At 50.3% G+C, this 17,108-nt stretch carries 15 protein-coding genes; 14 read left to right on the forward strand and 1 reads right to left on the reverse strand.

Going from position 1 to position 17,108, the window contains the following annotated elements; genetic code table 11:
- The first annotated feature begins 338 nt into the window (after nt 1-338).
- The 14 genes from ACJJIR_RS07960 (at nt 339) to ACJJIR_RS08025 (ending at nt 15,689) form a co-directional block, all read left to right on the forward strand.
- On the forward strand, nt 339-1,724 hold the full coding sequence (locus tag ACJJIR_RS07960; protein WP_444908411.1) for a glyceraldehyde-3-phosphate dehydrogenase: 1,386 nt from the start codon (nt 339-341) through the stop codon (nt 1,722-1,724).
- Between the two features lie 373 nt (nt 1,725-2,097).
- Nucleotides 2,098-3,438: a Na(+)-translocating NADH-quinone reductase subunit A gene (locus ACJJIR_RS07965; protein WP_282932329.1), complete on the forward strand. Its 1,341-nt coding sequence runs from the start codon at nt 2,098-2,100 to the stop codon at nt 3,436-3,438.
- A 2-nt stretch (nt 3,439-3,440) separates the two neighbouring features.
- The gene (locus ACJJIR_RS07970) at nt 3,441-4,655 is read left to right on the forward strand and encodes an NADH:ubiquinone reductase (Na(+)-transporting) subunit B (protein ID WP_444907933.1); all 1,215 of its coding nucleotides are present in this window, start codon (nt 3,441-3,443) and stop codon (nt 4,653-4,655) included.
- Nucleotides 4,648-5,430: a Na(+)-translocating NADH-quinone reductase subunit C gene (locus ACJJIR_RS07975; protein WP_444907934.1), complete on the forward strand. Its 783-nt coding sequence runs from the start codon at nt 4,648-4,650 to the stop codon at nt 5,428-5,430. The genes ACJJIR_RS07970 and ACJJIR_RS07975 overlap by 8 nt, the downstream gene beginning before the upstream one ends.
- 2 nt (nt 5,431-5,432) lie before the next feature.
- The gene (locus ACJJIR_RS07980; RefSeq protein ID WP_282932331.1) at nt 5,433-6,089 is read left to right on the forward strand and encodes an NADH:ubiquinone reductase (Na(+)-transporting) subunit D; all 657 of its coding nucleotides are present in this window, start codon (nt 5,433-5,435) and stop codon (nt 6,087-6,089) included.
- A 51-nt stretch (nt 6,090-6,140) separates the two neighbouring features.
- A complete protein-coding gene (gene nqrE / locus ACJJIR_RS07985) occupies nt 6,141-6,701 on the forward strand; it encodes an NADH:ubiquinone reductase (Na(+)-transporting) subunit E (RefSeq protein ID WP_370452159.1) in 561 nt (186 codons plus the stop codon).
- A 17-nt stretch (nt 6,702-6,718) separates the two neighbouring features.
- Nucleotides 6,719-7,942 (forward strand): NADH:ubiquinone reductase (Na(+)-transporting) subunit F, encoded by a 1,224-nt coding sequence (nqrF, locus tag ACJJIR_RS07990; protein ID WP_108733652.1) that lies wholly within the window; start codon nt 6,719-6,721, stop codon nt 7,940-7,942.
- A gap of 14 nt (nt 7,943-7,956) precedes the next feature.
- On the forward strand, nt 7,957-9,018 hold the full coding sequence (locus ACJJIR_RS07995) for an FAD:protein FMN transferase (RefSeq protein ID WP_282932333.1): 1,062 nt from the start codon (nt 7,957-7,959) through the stop codon (nt 9,016-9,018).
- Entirely contained in the window at nt 9,015-9,257 is a 243-nt protein-coding gene (gene nqrM, locus ACJJIR_RS08000) for a (Na+)-NQR maturation NqrM (protein ID WP_282932334.1), read from the forward strand. Before ACJJIR_RS07995 ends, nqrM begins: the two co-directional genes overlap by 4 nt.
- A 147-nt stretch (nt 9,258-9,404) precedes the next feature.
- The gene (gene sthA, locus ACJJIR_RS08005) at nt 9,405-10,802 is read left to right on the forward strand and encodes a Si-specific NAD(P)(+) transhydrogenase (protein WP_108733649.1); all 1,398 of its coding nucleotides are present in this window, start codon (nt 9,405-9,407) and stop codon (nt 10,800-10,802) included.
- Entirely contained in the window at nt 10,799-11,263 is a 465-nt protein-coding gene (locus tag ACJJIR_RS08010) for a thioesterase family protein (RefSeq protein ID WP_282932335.1), read from the forward strand. Before sthA ends, ACJJIR_RS08010 begins: the two co-directional genes overlap by 4 nt.
- Before the next feature lie 83 nt (nt 11,264-11,346).
- Nucleotides 11,347-11,985 carry a LysE family translocator gene (locus tag ACJJIR_RS08015; protein ID WP_444907935.1) on the forward strand — a complete coding sequence of 213 codons (639 nt, stop codon included), beginning with the start codon at nt 11,347-11,349 and terminating at the stop codon, nt 11,983-11,985.
- A gap of 775 nt (nt 11,986-12,760) precedes the next feature.
- Entirely contained in the window at nt 12,761-13,462 is a 702-nt protein-coding gene (locus ACJJIR_RS08020) for a YopT-type cysteine protease domain-containing protein (RefSeq protein WP_444907936.1), read from the forward strand.
- A gap of 643 nt (nt 13,463-14,105) precedes the next feature.
- Complete coding sequence (locus ACJJIR_RS08025) at nt 14,106-15,689, forward strand: bifunctional AfsR/SARP family transcriptional regulator/alpha/beta hydrolase (RefSeq protein WP_444907937.1); 1,584 nt, start codon at nt 14,106-14,108, stop codon at nt 15,687-15,689.
- A gap of 99 nt (nt 15,690-15,788) precedes the next feature.
- Here the strand turns inward: ACJJIR_RS08025 and ACJJIR_RS08030 are convergent, their stop codons facing one another.
- On the reverse strand, nt 15,789-16,124 hold the full coding sequence (locus ACJJIR_RS08030) for a hypothetical protein (RefSeq protein WP_413662424.1): 336 nt from the start codon (nt 16,122-16,124) through the stop codon (nt 15,789-15,791).
- Nucleotides 16,125-17,108 lie beyond the last annotated feature (984 nt).

Here is a 17,108-nt window from a genome sequence, read left to right on the forward strand (position 1 = left end):
GGTCGGCTATTGTAGCCGCGAACAGTTTTGCTTGCAGGGAATGTTAACCCTGCCTGTGTTTCCAGTCGGGAACAACTACGCTTTTTTATGGATTGCGCAATGTCGCTCGGGTGGACTACAAAAAGGTAGTTTTACTACATTTTTTTGGCTCTTTTTTGCTCAGTTGCGCAGTGTAAAGCGAACACTATAATGCGCAGCCATGCGGTCCTGAGTGGTTTCAAGGCCGTATTTCTTGCCTACTAAATACATTGCAGAGGTGTCCGATAGTGACTCAGAAGCGACCGAAGCCCGCGGACTTTTTCAAGGACTGGAAACAGCGTGAAGCACTGGCTGAATCCATGATCCCGATGATTGGAAAGCTCAACCGTGAGAGCAACGTCGGTATTTATATGTACGGCCGCAACCTGGTTAATCGCTCAGTTCTGAGCATTATGAAAGCGCACCGTTTCGTGCGTCAGGTTGAGGAAAATGAACTCTCCGAGTTTGAAACCTTCCCTGTATTGGAAGCCATCTGCAAGATGGAGCTGGGTCCCGTACATATCGACCTGGGAACCATGACCAACAAGTACATGCGCGACGATCGCGGCTTGTCTGTGGACGAGTTTGTACGTGAAGAGCTGTCCGACGCAGCGGGTGCCGGCAAGCCTCTGCCCGAATCCAAAGATGTTGTGATCTACGGTTTTGGTCGTATCGGCCGTCTGGTTGCCCGCCTGCTGATCGACAAGGCTGGTAGTGGTGATGTTCTGCGTCTGCGCGCTATCGTACTGCGCAAGGGCAAGGCCCCCAACGACTTGGTGAAGCGCGCTTCTCTGCTGCGCCGCGACTCCGTACATGGCGCCTTCCAGGGCACTATCCGTGTGGACGAGGAGACCAACTCCCTGATCTGTAACGGTAACGAAATCAAGATCATCTACGCCAACTCCCCTCAGGAAGTGGATTACACCCAGCACGGTATCGACGATGCGATTATCGTTGACAGCACCGGTGTATGGCGCGATGAAGAAGGTCTGAGCCAGCACCTGCAGAGCCCAGGCGCTTCCAAGGTGCTGCTGACTGCACCGGGCAAGGGCGATATCAAGAATATCGTTTACGGTATCAACAGCAGCGACATCAAGCCGGAAGACAAGGTACTGTCCGCCGCTTCCTGTACCACTAACGCCATCGTGCCTGTCCTGAAAGCGATGATGGATGGCTACGGCGTTGAGCACGGCCACGTAGAAACCGTACACGCCTACACCAACGACCAGAACCTGATCGACAACTACCACAAAGGTGAGCGTCGCGGTCGCGCAGCAGCGCTGAATATGGTTCTGACTGAAACTGGTGCTGCCAAGGCGGTTGCCAAAGCGCTGCCCGAGTTGAAAGGTAAGCTCACCGGCAACGCAATTCGCGTTCCGACCCCTAATGTTTCCATGGCGATCCTTAACCTGAACCTGGGTAAAGAGACCACCAAGGAAGAGCTGAACGAATATATGCGCGATGTGGCACTGCACTCGCCGCTGCGTCAGCAGATCGATTTCACCAACTCCCCGGAAGTGGTGTCCAGCGATTTTGTTGGCTCCCGCGTTGCCTGCGTATTCGATTCCACTGCGACTATCGTGGATGGCAAGAACGCTGTGCTCTACTGCTGGTATGACAACGAGTTTGGTTATAGCTGTCAGGTAGTTCGCTGCCTGGAAGATATGGCTGGCGTTCGTTATAAGCAGTTCCCCAAAGAAGACTAAGGCGTCAAGCCTCCTTGCCGCAGTCGGTACCCAGAGCCGACTGCGGGGTTCCGGCGACTGTCCCAGTCGCCGCGCCATGCCTCCCCAAATCCCTGTTTTTTCAACAGAAATTTCCGATCTTAGTGCCACTTAACGACTTTCCAGGCTGGTAATGACTCTGGCCCGTCTTTATAATGCGCGCGATTTTGCGGGGCGGCCGTGCGCCGAGAAGTTAGCGCGCACAACCAATTAGTCAGCTTCCTTCCTCCCGGTTCACGGGTGATACGGCATAAGCCCTCGCAGCACGGAATTCCACAATAGGACCCGTCATCCCAGGCATGGGACGGTGGGTCCTATTGCAATTTTTTTAAACTAGAAACTTAGGCATAGGCGTATGAGAAAGATCCGTCGGGGATTGGACTTACCCATATCCGGCGCGCCCGAGCAGGTCATTCAAAAAGGACCTGCGATCAAGACCGTTGCTGTTCTCGGCCCCGATTATCACGGGATGAAGCCGACAATGGCAGTGGCTGTAGGGGATCGCGTCAATCTTGGTCAGCTGTTGTTTAGCGACAAAAAAACTGAAGGCGTGCGCTACACAGCGCCTGCTGCCGGTCGTGTTGTTGCGATTAACCGTGGCGCTCGTCGTGTTCTGCAATCCGTCGTGATTGGCATAGACGGCGATGCAGCGGAACAGTTCCAAAGCTACAGCGCAGATAAACTGTCTGGTCTGACTCGCGAACAGGTCGTTGAAAACCTGGTTGAGTCCGGCATGTGGACCGCACTGCGCACCCGCCCGTTCAGCCGCGTTCCCGCCCTGGACGCTGAGCCGGTAGCTGTGTTTATCAATGCGATGGACACCAACCCTCTGGCAGCCAATCCAGAAGTAGTGATTGCTGAGAATCCCAAAGCCTTCTCCCAGGGCGTTGAGATTCTTTCCAAACTGGCAGAAACCACTTACGTCTGTACTGCTCCAGATACGGATATTCCAGTACCGAACGCAGCGAATATTCGCCGCGAAACCTTTGCCGGGCCCCATCCGGCAGGTCTGTCCGGTACCCACATCCACTACCTGAAGCCAGTTTCTGGCAACCGCAGTGTATTTACCATTAATTACCAGGATGTGATCGCTGTAGGCAAACTGTTTACCACCGGTAAGCTGTTTACCGATCGTGTCGTTTCCCTGGCAGGCCCTCAGGTCAAGCAGCCGCGTCTGCTGCGCACCCGCCTCGGTGCCAGTCTGGAAACCCTGACTTCTGATGAGCTGAAAGGCGATAACGATCGCATCATCTCCGGCTCTGTATTTGGTGGCCGCACCGCTGCTGGCCCGATGGCTTACCTGGGTCGCTACCACAACCAGATTTCTGTACTGGAAGAGGGCGATGAGCGTCCGTTCCTGCACTATCTGCGTGCGGGTAATAAGCGTTTCTCTGTATTCCCGATTTATCTGTCGCGCCTGGTGAAGAACAAGCTGTTCAACTTCACCACCAGCACCAACGGTTCTGAGCGTGCCATGGTACCCGTCGGTAGTTATGAGAAAGTCATGCCGCTGGATGTACTACCCACTCAGTTGCTGCGCTCCCTGATCGTTGGCGATACTGCAATGGCTCAGAAGCTGGGTGCACTGGAGCTGGACGAAGAAGATCTGGCGTTGTGCACCTTTGTGTGTCCGGGCAAGTACGAGTACGGCCCCATTTTGCGGGACAACCTGACCCGTATTGAGAAGGAGGGGTAAGTATGTTGCGTAAATTCCTCGATTCGATCGAACCCAAGTTTCACAAAGGCGGTAAGTTCGAAAAGTTCTACGCCCTGTTTGAAGCGATTGACACCGGTCTGTTCCAGCCGGCAGACAAGACCAAAACCACTGCTCACGTGCGCGACGGTATCGACCTGAAGCGTATTATGATCACCGTTTGGGCTTGTGCCATGATCCCGGCGTTCTACGGTATGTGGAATATCGGTTTCCAGTCCAACACCATTCTGGAAGGTATGACCAACCCGGATCTGTCCGGCTGGCGTCACGCCATTATCGGCGCTCTGACTTCCTACAACCCAGCTAGCCTGTGGGACAACTTTGTCTACGGCGCTATGTACTTCCTGCCTATTTATGCGGTCACTTTTATTGTGGGCGGTATCTGGGAAGTCCTGTTTGCTGCGGTGCGCGGTCACGAAGTCAACGAAGGCTTCTTTGTAACCTCCATCCTGTTCGCATTGACCTGTCCGCCGGATCTGCCTCTGTGGATGGTGGCTATGGGCATCAGCTTCGGTGTGGTTATCGGTAAGGAAGTATTCGGTGGTACCGGCAAGAACTTCCTCAACCCGGCTCTTACCGGCCGTGCCTTCGTATTCTTTGCCTATCCGGCAGCAATGTCTGGAGATGCGGTTTGGACTGCGGTTGACGGTTATACCGGTGCTACTGCGCTGTCTGTTATGGCCAGTGAAGGTATCCAGAACGGTATCGTCAATGCTGCTGTTGGCCAGGTAACCTGGTTTGACGCTTTCTTCGGTCAGATCCATGGTTCCATTGGTGAAACTTCTACCCTGGCTATCCTGATTGCCGGCGTAATCCTGATGGGCATGAAGATCGCCAGCTGGCGCATCGTAGCCGGCACTCTGCTGGGTATGATGGCCACTTCCTTCATGTTCAACATGATTGCTACCGACGCTAGCAACCCGATGTTCCATGTACCCTGGTACTGGCACCTGGTAGTGGGCGGTTTTGCCTTCGGTCTGATCTTTATGACTACGGACCCTGTATCCGCTGCGATGACCAACACTGGTCGCTGGTGGTACGGCATCCTGATCGGGGTGATGGTTGTCCTGATTCGTGTGGTGAACCCGGCCTTCCCGGAAGGCATGATGCTGGCGATCCTGTTCGCCAACCTGTTCGCTCCGCTGTTTGACCACTTTGTGGTGCAGTCCAATATCAAACGGAGGTTGGCACGTGGCTAATAAAGATTCCGTAACCGGTACTCTGATTGTCGCGCTGGTAATGTGCCTGGTGTGCTCCGTAGTGGTATCCACCGCTGCGGTAATGCTGAAGCCTGCCCAGCAGGCGAATGCCGAGCTGGACATGAAGCGCAACGTACTGATGGCTGGCGGCCTGTTGAAAGACTCTCACGCTGATAAAGCGGAAGTCGAAAAGGCCTTCGCCGACGTGAAAATCAAATACGTCGACCTGAATACCGGTAAGTTTACCGATCAGGCTCCGGCTGGTGGCAGCGGTCGCGCTGCTGCCAAGATCCCGTCTGACAGTGAAAAACTGCCGGCTAAAGAGGATACTGCCAAAATTATCCGCCGGGAAAATACCAAAGAGGTATATCTGGTAGAGAAAGACGGCAAGCTGGACAAGATCATTCTACCGATTCGCGGTTATGGCCTGTGGGGCACCCTGTACGGCTTCCTCGCTCTGGAGAGCAACCTCGACACCGTAGCGGGCCTCGGCTTCTACGAGCACAAGGAAACTCCGGGACTGGGTGGTGAAGTTGACAACCCCAACTGGAAAGCTCAGTGGATTGGTAAGAAAGTCTTCAACAACCAGGGCGACGTGGATATCGCAGTGATTAAGGGTCAGGTTAACCCCAACAGCCCAGACGCGATTCACGAAGTAGATGGTCTGTCTGGTGCAACTCTGACCAGTAAGGGCGTTAGCAACCTGGTGAACTTCTGGTTGGGTAACCAGGGTTATGGACCCTTCCTGAAAAACCTGAAAGCAGGGGAGGCATAAGCATGAAAATTAAAGATACTCTGCTAGAGCCGATTTTTAACAACAACCCGATCGCGCTGCAGATCCTGGGTATCTGTTCTGCACTGGCTGTTACCAGCTCGCTGCAGGTTACCCTGGTAATGTGTATCGCACTGACCTCGGTTGTGGCCTGTTCCAACGTTGCGGTATCCCTGATCCGCAAACAGATCCCGAACAGCATCCGTATCATTGTACAGATGACCGTGATTGCCTCTTTGGTAATCCTGGTAGACCAGCTGATCAAGGCCCTGGCTTACGACATCTCCAAGCAGCTGTCTGTATTCGTTGGTCTGATCATTACCAACTGTATCGTAATGGGCCGTGCGGAAGCCTTCGCTATGAAGAACCCGCCGCTGCCCAGCTTCTTCGACGGTCTTGGTAACGGTCTGGGATACAGTGTGATCCTGATCGGTCTCGCGGTGGTTCGTGAACTCTTCGGCGCCGGCAAACTGTTCGGTGTAGATATCCTGACTACCGTGAGCAACGGCGGTTGGTATATCCCCAACGGCCTGCTGCTGTTGCCGCCGAGTGCATTCTTCCTGATCGGCCTGTTCATCTGGGCGATCCGTGCCTGGAAACCGGCACAGGTGGAAGAAGATGAGTTCAAGATTGCGCCTAATTCCCAAGCGCAGGAGGCCTAATCCGTGGAACATTATATTTCTTTGATTATCCGCGCCGTTTTCGTTGAAAACATGGCGCTGGCCTTCTTCCTCGGTATGTGTACCTTCCTGGCGGTATCGAAGAAGATCGAGGCCGCTATTGGCCTGGGTGTTGCGGTTATCGTGGTGCTGACTCTGACAGTACCGGTGAACAACCTGATCTACACCTACCTGCTGAAAGACGGTGCACTGGCATGGGCCGGTTACCCCGACGTGGACCTGAGCTTCCTCGGCCTGTTGTCCTACATCGGCGTAATTGCGGCACTGGTACAGATCCTGGAGATGTTCCTGGATAAATATGTACCGGCTCTCTACAACGCGCTGGGTGTATTCCTGCCGCTGATTACCGTGAACTGCGCCATCATGGGTGCTTCCTTGTTCATGGTCGAGCGCGAGTACGCGTTTGGCGAGAGTGTTGCCTATGGCTTCGGTGCCGGCCTCGGCTGGGCACTGGCGATTACCGCTCTGGCCGGTATTCGTGAAAAGCTGAAGTACAGTGACGTTCCGGATGGTCTGAAAGGTCTGGGTATCACCTTCGTAACTGTTGGTCTGATGTCCCTGGGCTTCATGTCCTTCGGCGGCATCGATATCTAAGCGGGGAAAACAATAGAATGAGTATTGAAATTATCCTCGGCGTAGCGATGTTTACCGTCATCGTATTGGCGCTGGTAGCGGTGATCCTTGCGGCCCGCTCGCGCCTGGTAAACACCGGCAACGTCAACATCCTGGTTAACGGTGAGAAGACTCTCACCGTACCGGCCGGCGGCAAGCTGCTGCAAACCCTGGCTGCCAACAACCTGTTCCTGGCCTCCGCCTGTGGTGGCGGCGGCAGCTGTGCGCAGTGTATCTGTAAGGTGAATTCCGGTGGTGGCGATATGCTGCCGACTGAAGCGGCTCACTTTACCCCGCGCGATGCAAAAGAAGGCAAGCGTCTTTCCTGTCAGGTTGCGGTTAAGCAAGACATGGAAATCGAAGTGCCGGAAGAGGTGTTTGGTGTTAAGCAGTGGGAGTGCACTGTGGAATCCAACCCGAACGTGGCCACCTTTATTAAGGAGCTGACCCTGCGTCTGCCCGAAGGTGAAAACGTTGACTTCCGCGCTGGTGGTTACGTACAGCTGGAAGCTCCGGCTCACCATGTCAAGTTTGCTGACTTCGATGTCGAAGAGCAGTACCGTGGCGACTGGGAGCACTTTGGCTTCTTCAAGCTGGAGTCCAAAGTGACCGAGCCTGTGGTTCGCGCTTACTCCATGGCTAACTACCCGGAAGAGAAAGGTGTTGTTAAGTTCAACATCCGTATCGCGACTCCGCCGCCCCGTACTGAGGGCATTCCGCCGGGTCAGATGTCTTCCTACGTTTTCAGCCTGAAGGCAGGTGACAAGATTAAGGTGTACGGTCCCTTTGGTGAGTTCTTCGCCAAGGAAACTGACAACGAGATGGTATTTATCGGTGGTGGTGCCGGTATGGCGCCAATGCGTTCACACATCTTTGATCAGCTCAAGCGCCTGAATTCCACCCGTAAGATCAGCTTCTGGTACGGTGCGCGCTCCCTGCGCGAGATGTTCTACGAAGATGACTACAACGGTCTGGCTTCCGAGTTCGATAACTTCCAGTGGCATGTGGCTCTGTCCGACCCACAGCCGGAAGACAATTGGACGGGTTACACCGGATTCATCCACAACGTGGTATATGAAAACTACCTGAAGGACCACCCGGCTCCGGAAGATTGTGAGTACTACATGTGTGGGCCGCCCATGATGAACGCGGCAGTCATCAATATGCTCAAGGACTTGGGTGTAGAAGATGAAAATATCCTGCTGGATGACTTCGGCGGATAATTGGAGGGCTTAGCTTGCTAAAAGCAATCACAGGCCCGACAAACTCAAAAACAGGGCCCGTCTTTACGGCCCTGTTTTTGCTTTGGGCGGCTGTAATTTTATCGGCTTGCGCTCCTTCGCCGGAGTCCTGGCAGTTGGCTGGCCGCACCATGGGAACCAGCTATCACATCACCGTCGTTCAGGTGCCCTCTGGGCTGGAGCAGGGTGAGTTGCAGCAGTTGATCGACGATGAGTTGCAGCAGGTCAACCAGGAGATGTCGACCTATATCGACGACTCTGAGTTAATGCGCTTTAACCAAAGCCCGGTAGGGCAGGCGATCCCGGTTAGCCAACACTTGGCAGATGTACTGGAAATGTCCCTGGATATTTATCGCCGCAGTGAGGGCGCTTTCGAGGTGACGGTCGGCCCTCTGGTCAACTTGTGGGGTTTTGGTCCCCAGCCCGAACCGGAGCATATCCCCTCAGATAAAGACATTGCCGATCTGCTAACCGTCGTCGGTTCCGATGCGTTAACCCTGACCCGTAAGCCAGACACTGTTATCAAGAGCCGCCCCGTTGAGGTGGATCTTTCAGCGATTGCCAAGGGCCATGGCGTTGATCGGGTTGCCGAGCTATTGGAAGACCTGGGTATTCGAAACTACTTGGTCGAAATTGGCGGTGAACTGCGAACTAAGGGTGTGAATCCAAAGGGTAAGACCTGGGTAATTGGCATTGAAGTACCCAGCGTGGCAGGTCAGATGGTGCAGGAGCCAATTGCGGTGAGTGGGAAGGCAGTAGCTACGAGTGGAGACTATCGCAACTACTACGAAAGGGATGGTGTTCGTTACTCCCATAGCATTGACCCACGCTCCGGGCGGTCCATCAAGCACAAGTTGGCATCGGTAACCGTTATTGCGGAAACCTGTGCTGAAGCCGATGGTCTGGCTACCGCGATCAATGTCCTCGGTGCTGATGCCGGCATGGCGCTGGCAGAAAGAGATAATCTAGCCGTCTTTATGGTGGTGAAAACTGATTCAGGTTTCGAAGAGCGTTCTAGCTCTGGCTTTAAACCTTATGTAGAGAGGTCTGAGAAGTGACAATTTTCATATTTGCCTTTGTGGCCATGTTGCTCGTTGTTGCCGGTATGGCGATCGGGGCCATGGTTCAGAACAAACCGTTAAAAGGAACTTGTGGCGGGCTCAACAATATCGGCATGAAGCAGGATTGCACAGTCTGTGGTGGCGATGACGATGAGTGTGAAAAGGAACAGGAGAGGCAAAGACAGCAGCAGATGACTGCCGAAGATCTCGCTTACGACGCATCTAAACGCAAGTAAGCTTTCCTTCTCCAACAAGCCCGTGATCAACGGGCTTGTTGTTTTATGTCATTGGCACAAGTGGTGTCGATAACCGTATATTTAGTATTGAGTAAATGGTGTTAGCGCGCTGTGGACTCCGTTTGGAAAATAGAATTAGAGCATTTAATGGCAGAGCAAAAGTTTGACCTGGTAGTAATTGGTTCTGGCCCGGCTGGAGAGGCCGCCGCAATGAGCGCAGCAAAAAAGGGCATGCGCGTTGCGGTTATTGAAAAGCGCCAAGTGGTTGGTGGTAATTGTACTCACAAAGGTACCATTCCCTCCAAGGCGCTGCGCCACTCTGTCAAACAGTTGATGCGTTATAACACCCAGAGCGTTTTTCGCGCATTGGGTGAACCCCGCCGCCTTACTTTCCCCCAGGTAATGCAGACGGTGAATAAAGTCATTTCCTATCAGGTGGAAATGCACACTTCATTTTATGCCCGCAACCGGGTTGAGCTGATCGTCGGCGAAGCTAAGTTCCGCGATGAACATACTGTCGAGGTGCTTATGCCCGATGGTGCGGCGGAAACTATTACAGCGAAGAAATTTATTATTGCTACTGGCTCACGCCCTTATCGCCCCGCCGATGTAGACTTTGATCACGAACGGGTCTACGACAGCGATATGATCCTGGACATGCAGCACACCCCTCACTCCATTATGATCTATGGTGCTGGTGTTATCGGCTGTGAATACGCGTCTATCTTCGCTGGCCTCGGCGTTAAGGTGGATTTGATTAATACCCGTAACAGCCTGCTGGAATTTCTTGATGATGAGATTTCTGATGCACTGAGCTATCACCTGCGCGATATGGGCGTGACTGTTCGCCACCAGGAGGAGTATGCGCGGGTACTGCCCAATGAGCAGGGCGTAATTATGGAGATGCAGTCTGGCAAACGTATTCATGCGGATGCACTGCTCTGGTGTAATGGCCGTACTGGCAACACCAGCTCCCTCGGCCTGGAGAATGTCGGCCTGGAAGCGAACCATCGCGGACAATTGAGCGTTGACGATCACTACTGTACCGAAATTGAAAATATCTTTGCGGTAGGTGATGTGATTGGGTGGCCGAGCCTTGCCAGTGCCTCTTATGACCAGGGGCGTGCGGTTGCAGCAGCGATTGCGGGCCGTGGCCATCGAGTAATTGAAGATGCGCCTACCGGGATTTATACCCTTCCAGAGATTTCCTCTGTAGGTAAAACCGAATCAGAGCTAACCGCAGCCAAAGTACCCTACGAAGTGGGCCGCGCACTGTTCAAGCACACTGCGCGGGCGCAGATTTCTGGTGAGCGCGTAGGCATGCTCAAGATTTTGTTCCATATCGAGACTCACGAAATCCTGGGCATTCACTGCTTTGGGGCAGAGGCAGCTGAGATTGTGCATATTGGCCAGGCCATTATGAAACAGCCAGCACCGAATAATTCAATCGATTATTTCGTTAATACCACCTTTAACTACCCCACCATGGCAGAGGCATATCGCAGTGCTGCGCTGGATGGGCTCAACCGGGTTGCCCGCCTATGACAGAACCCTCACCCAGTGAGTTTCAGGCGTTGGTAAAGGAGTTTTTTGAGCAGATTCCTTTTAATCAACAAATTGGACTTGAGATGCGCGACCTGGACCTGGAGGCGCTCACACTTTCCGCAGGCTTTGAACTGAACCCACAGTTGATCGGCAATGTGTGGAAGAACATCCTGCACGGTGGCGTAATTGCCACCGCCCTGGATACGGTTGGTGGTTTGACCGCAATGGTCGCCGCCTACCAGCATCTGGGAGATGTGCACTGGAAAGAAAAAGTGGACCGCCTATTAAAGCTGGGTACGGTCGACATGCGTGTTGACTACCTAAAGCCGGGCAGGGGAGAACACTTTCTCTGCCATGGCTCAATTCTGCGCACCGGTAACAAGCTGGTTGTAACGAGAATGGAGTTGATTAACGACACGGATGAATTGATTGCTACCGGTACGGCAACTTACCTGTATTGACCTTAGTCCGAGCCAACCCTTGGCTCGGAGACCTCCTTAGATATACCCCTTATCCACTGGCTTTCTTTAAGGTGTTTATTGTTATGAGTGAAATCCTCGCATTTGCTGCAATCTCTCTTTTGTTGGTTATTTCACCAGGGCCGAACAGCGTCCTGATTCTTAAAACAGTAGCTAGTAGGGGGCTGAGGCCGGGAGTAGAGAATATTTTTGGGCTGGTTTCAGCAACATTTGCCCATGGTGCCATTTCAATTTTGGGCTTGTCGGCGATTATATTGCAGTCGTCTGAGGTTTATACAATTATCAAATATCTTGGGGCTGCCTACCTGGTTTATTTGGGTGTGAAAACGATATTAGCCACGCTGTCAAAATCGTCCGTGAAGGATACAGGGGATGAATTGTCACCAATTACAGCAGCTCCTGGGAGCTCGTATCGAAATTTTGGTGAGGGCTTTCTAACCCAGATTCTTAACCCCAAGGTATCGATGTTTTATCTCGCGGCCTTTCCGCAGTTTATCTCAGTTGGCAGCTCTAGTTACTATGAGGCTTTCCTGCTGGTCTCACTTCATGCATCAATAATATTCCTGTGGTTTCTGGCACTTGCGACTATGTTGTCGAAGTGGAAAGTGGCTTCCATTGGTGGGAATATGCAAAGATGGGTTCAGCGTTTTAGTGGTGGCCTATTGATTGGTTTTGGCAGTTTAGTGGTTCGCCAGGATACTTAAGATTCTCTCGTGTAACTGATGTTGCTTCCAGAGCTTCCAGTATTTACTCCTTCCGCCCTAGGTTAAAACTTCCCCTGGCGGGTATGGAGCACAACAGTAGCAATATCCCTCCGAGACAAAAAAGAGCCACGATGTAGTGGCTCTTTAGCCTTTTTGATCCAAGTTCATTGATTCTTACTTCTGATCGTTTGTTTATGTCTCTTTTGAGTACGTTATGCGGTGTAGCGAAAGGTACGGATTGGTGCCTGTTTACCGAGGGTAATTAAATCAATGTGTTGATTTAAAATTAACTGGGTGTTTAGTCAAATTGCTGTACTGATAAGTATATTTAAAACCAGTCTCTATTCAGAGGCCCCTTAAGTAAACCGAAATACCTTGTTGCCTATAGTGAATTTTAAATAACAGTAATTATTTTGTGGTTGTTTTGCCTGATGGCGACATTGATCGCTTATCGTGGACTTGTAGTCTGTAAAAATATAGCATGTTGAAAACGTTATATTTTCGACCATTCAAACTAATATAGTCATTGCTAAGCTGCGTTTTAATTTTAAGGTTCTCTTAAAGGTGGGTGATACCTCAGTGTTTTGTTTGTCACTTTCTTGTGATGAGTTGATCGGTTGAGGTGCATTCTTTGAATTTTGTCGTGGTTTTTAAAGGAAATGTTCGGGTGATATTTTTTCTAATAATAATTAATCACTAAATTTGCACATTGCTTGCATAAAGCCCGGATAATATAAATAAAGCCGAATATTCGGTTGTGATGTGAGGATAAAAAATGCCAAGTTTACTGAATAGTGATGCAAGTGCGTCCAATTACGGTGGGCAGTTAACCTGGAAGTTCAGTCAGGGAAGCTATTCAAAAATTACCAAAAAGCATCCGCATACCAAGGGTGGGATTTGTGAGGCTCTGTCAGTTAGCTGGGTCAGTAAAGCCCTTCAGTCGGGGCTTCAGGATGCGTTAACTACCGGTGGCAGTATTGATGATACAAAAATAGCCGTGGTCGCTCAGAGATTTGCCTCTATGTATCGATTTAAGTTTGCAAATGGAACTGAGGGTAGGCCTAGCACATCTTTTGAGATGATTAAGGAGACTAAACAATATTTGGAATCTCAGGGGTTTCGCAATATTGGGCAGGCGGGTAGCGGTATTGCACAGAAGAAGAAAAGTCCTTCGTTGAAAGATCAGTTTGCTGCGTCTTTTGATGCTCTTGAATCCAAAGATTGCTTCAAGCAGCAGTCTAATACCATCCACTGTATGTTGAGAACTGCAGGTACTGGGTGGGGGCATGCGATGGCATTTCGCATTGAGCCATCTGCGGATAAGGTAAGCTACTTTTTTGACCCCAATAAGGGTGAGTTTAAGTTTCTGAAATATGCACAATTTAGAAAGTGGTATGAGCATTATCACAGTGATTCTAGATTGTATAGAACTTCAAGGGCTCTGGGATTTGATATCTTTGTGCACAGTGACAGATAGTTGAGACTTGTAAGGTAGCGCTTGCGCATTTGCAAAGTGTTTTAGGTAGTTGGGCGGGGTGTTCACAGGTTGTAAGCCTGGCGAAGTCGCTCTCCCTTCTACTTTTGGCTCATACGATTCTTTATTGATAACCCTTCCGTAAGTTTGTTTTAGTATGAGTTTCTAAGGGCCTTTTGTGAGTCAAAGCTCCAAATATTGGCCTAGGCTATAAGACCCATACTGACATGGTTTTGATTTTGAAAATGGGTTTTTAACTCCTTTCCGATACGGTTGTCCGGCTCCTCAATATGTTTGCTCTACTTCTTGTAGATGCCCATTATATATTGGGGGATCTAGCCCTTCACTGGGGTCCATTTGGGGCATTTTCAGAATCTCCTGATAAGACTATCGAGCCAGACTAATTCTTCGATTCCACTCTAACCCCTAAAGAAGCCCAATGGAGTGTGCTTTCTTGGCCAGATTTAAGCTTCACTGCGCCGTTGGTATTCTCATTGCTGTCTATCTTGGAATAAGCGTTTTTGGCAGAGGGTTTCACATCTTTCGCGAGCGGTGTTTGCAGCTAACAATTATCCTTGAGAAAATCACCGGCGCCTTTCTCTGAGAACTGCTAGTACCTTACATTTCAGGGGTTAATAACTTATCAATGGGAATCTCAATCCAAATGCTGGGCGACCTGCTGGTCTCCCGAGATGGCAGCCCAGTTAATCTACCACCTTCAAGAAAAACTCGAGCACTTTTGGCTTTCTTACTGTTGGCTGCGAGACCTCACAGGAGAGATCGCTTATGTGAGATATTTTGGGAGCTGCCCGATGATCCGCGTGCCTCCCTGCGCTGGTCTTTGAGTAAAATTCGATCCATTGTCAACGACCCAGAAATAGAGCGCCTCATTGCTGATAGAGAGCGTGTCAGCTTGGATACGGAAGGCATTTGTATTGATGTTGCCGAAATAGCACTTAAGCTTGATTCCCCCGGCGTTCTGGCAGCAGAGCTGGAAGATATCCATCGACAGCTGCAGGAGCCTTTCCTGGATGGGATCGATCTGCCCGATCAAGAACTATTTCAACGGTGGTTGCTGTCTGAACGTCAAGAGATTGTTCAATTGCAAGGGAGGGTGCTGTCCCGCTTGTCCTCTCACCCTGGCGTTCCTATACCGGACCAGTTAACTTGGGCCCGCAGCTGGGTGGCATTGGAGCCCTATAACCCAAACGCTGCAACGCAGTTACTGCATTTGTTGAGCTCATTGGGATTGAGTGGTGAAGTGGAGTTCGAACGGACAAGGCTTGCTGACCGATTCCGCAAAGCAGGCATTACATGGTCGCCCTGCAGGCTTGGTGAGTCGGTAGTTCAGAAATCCGGTGATGATTTAGCTACGGGGCGTAAACTGCTAACTCAACAGAAGGTTGAGTTTTGTACGGCCAGCGATGGTGTGCGTATTGCCTATGCCAAGATGGGAGAGGGGCTTCCTATAGTTAAAGCCGCAAACTGGTTGAGTCATTTAGAGCATGACTGGGACTCTCCGATATGGAGTCCATTGTTTCGGGAGCTTTCTGTCGACCACCAGTTTATTCGTTACGATGAGCGTGGGAATGGCCTGTCGGATTGGGAAGTTGAAAATATCTCTTTTGAGTCGTTTGTTACAGACCTTGAGACAGTCGTCGATGCCTGTGAAGTTGATAACTTTACTTTGCTAGGTATATCGCAAGGAGCGGCAGTATCTATTGAATATGCAGTAAGACACCCAGAGCGTGTTAGGCAGCTGATTTTGTTTGGGGGTTATCACGCAGGTTGGCGAATAGGTGCCAGTGAGGCCACGATAAAAGAGCGTGAAGCAGTAATGACCCTGACAGCGACGGGCTGGGGGCAGGATAACCCTGCTTATCGGCAGATTTTTTCCACGACATTTATGCCAAGCGCGAATGCCAGCGAATTAGAGTGGTTTAATGAGTTTCAGCGGCTGACTACTTCGCCGGAAAATGCTGTCCGCTTCCTATCGGTTTTTGGCAGTATTGATGTGCGGGACAAGCTCAAAGAGATTAGTGTGCCCACTTTAGTGATCCATTCACTAGGAGACCAGCGTATTCCTGTTCAAACGGGCTGTGAAATTGCTTCTGCTATACCTGGCGCTCGATTTGTTGGTCTCAATAGCGACGGTCACTTACTCCTGGGGCGTGAGCCTGCCTCCAATGTATTTGTGGAGGAAGTTCGTCAATTTATATCAAAGCATTAATTGCCGATAGTGTGACCTATAGAAATAATATGAGGGAGGGCGGTTCTGCAGTGCAGCCACCCTGCTCAAAAACCAACAACTAAAGCTCTTAAGGGTTGGCTATAGGTAAACAGCCAGTTCTTTAGCTGAAAGATAGCGAATAGATGCTTCTGGAAATTTTCGAATGATATCGAGGGCGGCAGAGCGGGCATCGGCCTCATCGGCATATATATTAGGGAGCTTAACATTGGAGGTTGTTCTACCAGATATATAGCGCATTACCACGATATATCGCCCTTTCCATTTGCCCCAAAAAACGTCATTAGGAGCGTTGTTGACTGAGGACTTTTCAGGGGCTGCTTCTTTCTCTTCCTGGGGCTTAAGCTCCAACTCCGCTTCTTGCTCCCACATAAGTTGGGCAAGCCGATTTAATTCTTTAGAGTAACTAGTTGACATAAATCTCAAAGGCTTAAGAGTTTATTGGTTTAGGGTGTTTTGCTGATTACTAATACTGGCAAATTAAAGAGTTAACAGAAAAGATCTTAATAAATACTAATCTATAATTGAAATATAGAAGTTAAGTATTGGTATGATCTTATCCGCTAGCATAGTTTATATATAAAACTTCTCTCAATTTATCAATAAATATTCCACTTGGTTCCATGGCACCTATTTGGTGCAGAGTCCGTCATGACGAGCCGAGGGATATTGTTAAAAGCTATCTTCTCACATTTTAGAAAAAAATCATACCTGGTACAAATCAAATGTTTATTAAGTTTAAAGATAGTTAAGTTAACAGCTGCATTACCCGGCAGTATCTTTGTGATTACCTAGCGGTTTTGGGTGATTACACCAGAGTGAGGGGCTTAATCAGGCAAATTGTTTGGGTTTTCCATAATTTACAAAGCCAGTAGATGGTTATGGGGCCTGTTTTAGATATCTTTTGCCAAATACCTGAGGTCTCTCATTGCCGAGCTACTAGTGAATACTTAGAGTTTTTAAGTCAGTAATTTTCATATGATGACACTGTTTCTAATAGAATAGGCGATGCTTAAACCTCACAATCCCTCACTCTCAGAGACTCTTCTTGTTCCGTTTAAGGTAGTGTAAATAAATGTAAAGGGTGCATTGGGGTGTCTACTTGCTATGTCGCGCATGAAGAATAATTGAATTTTTCGGAAGGGCCCGCTATGTAGTGCAGGATTGTATGCTCCTGTTTATAGGTTAATTTACGAGACTTCCCCCTTATCCTGGCTAATAAAGTTGCCCTTCCCAAAGGGGGTGGCACTTTAGTCCTGCAAATAGTTTTACTGTATCCGCCTTTCAAATGATTCTTCAAACGCTCAATTCAACGATTGTGAGTTTTAATGACTGAACTCGAAAGCGGCTTTGTCTCCCCCTTGGTGACCACGCACCCCGTGCACGGATCTCTTGATGAGT

This window comes from Microbulbifer maximicatervae (SeqCode), from assembly GCF_052467385.1.

Coding starts and splice junctions, on each gene's coding strand:
- ACJJIR_RS08020 (WP_444907936.1), top strand. CDS start 12,761: ATGCCAAGTTTACTGAATAGTGATGCAAGTGCGTCCAATTACGGTGGG.
- ACJJIR_RS07980 (WP_282932331.1), top strand. CDS start 5,433: ATGAAAATTAAAGATACTCTGCTAGAGCCGATTTTTAACAACAACCCG.
- nqrE (WP_370452159.1), top strand. CDS start 6,141: ATGGCGCTGGCCTTCTTCCTCGGTATGTGTACCTTCCTGGCGGTATCG.
- ACJJIR_RS08015 (WP_444907935.1), top strand. CDS start 11,347: ATGAGTGAAATCCTCGCATTTGCTGCAATCTCTCTTTTGTTGGTTATT.
- ACJJIR_RS08030 (WP_413662424.1), bottom strand. CDS start 16,124: ATGTCAACTAGTTACTCTAAAGAATTAAATCGGCTTGCCCAACTTATG.
- ACJJIR_RS08025 (WP_444907937.1), top strand. CDS start 14,106: ATGGGAATCTCAATCCAAATGCTGGGCGACCTGCTGGTCTCCCGAGAT.
- ACJJIR_RS07970 (WP_444907933.1), top strand. CDS start 3,441: ATGTTGCGTAAATTCCTCGATTCGATCGAACCCAAGTTTCACAAAGGC.
- nqrF (WP_108733652.1), top strand. CDS start 6,719: ATGAGTATTGAAATTATCCTCGGCGTAGCGATGTTTACCGTCATCGTA.
- sthA (WP_108733649.1), top strand. CDS start 9,405: ATGGCAGAGCAAAAGTTTGACCTGGTAGTAATTGGTTCTGGCCCGGCT.
- ACJJIR_RS07960 (WP_444908411.1), top strand. CDS start 339: ATGATCCCGATGATTGGAAAGCTCAACCGTGAGAGCAACGTCGGTATT.
- ACJJIR_RS08010 (WP_282932335.1), top strand. CDS start 10,799: ATGACAGAACCCTCACCCAGTGAGTTTCAGGCGTTGGTAAAGGAGTTT.
- ACJJIR_RS07965 (WP_282932329.1), top strand. CDS start 2,098: ATGAGAAAGATCCGTCGGGGATTGGACTTACCCATATCCGGCGCGCCC.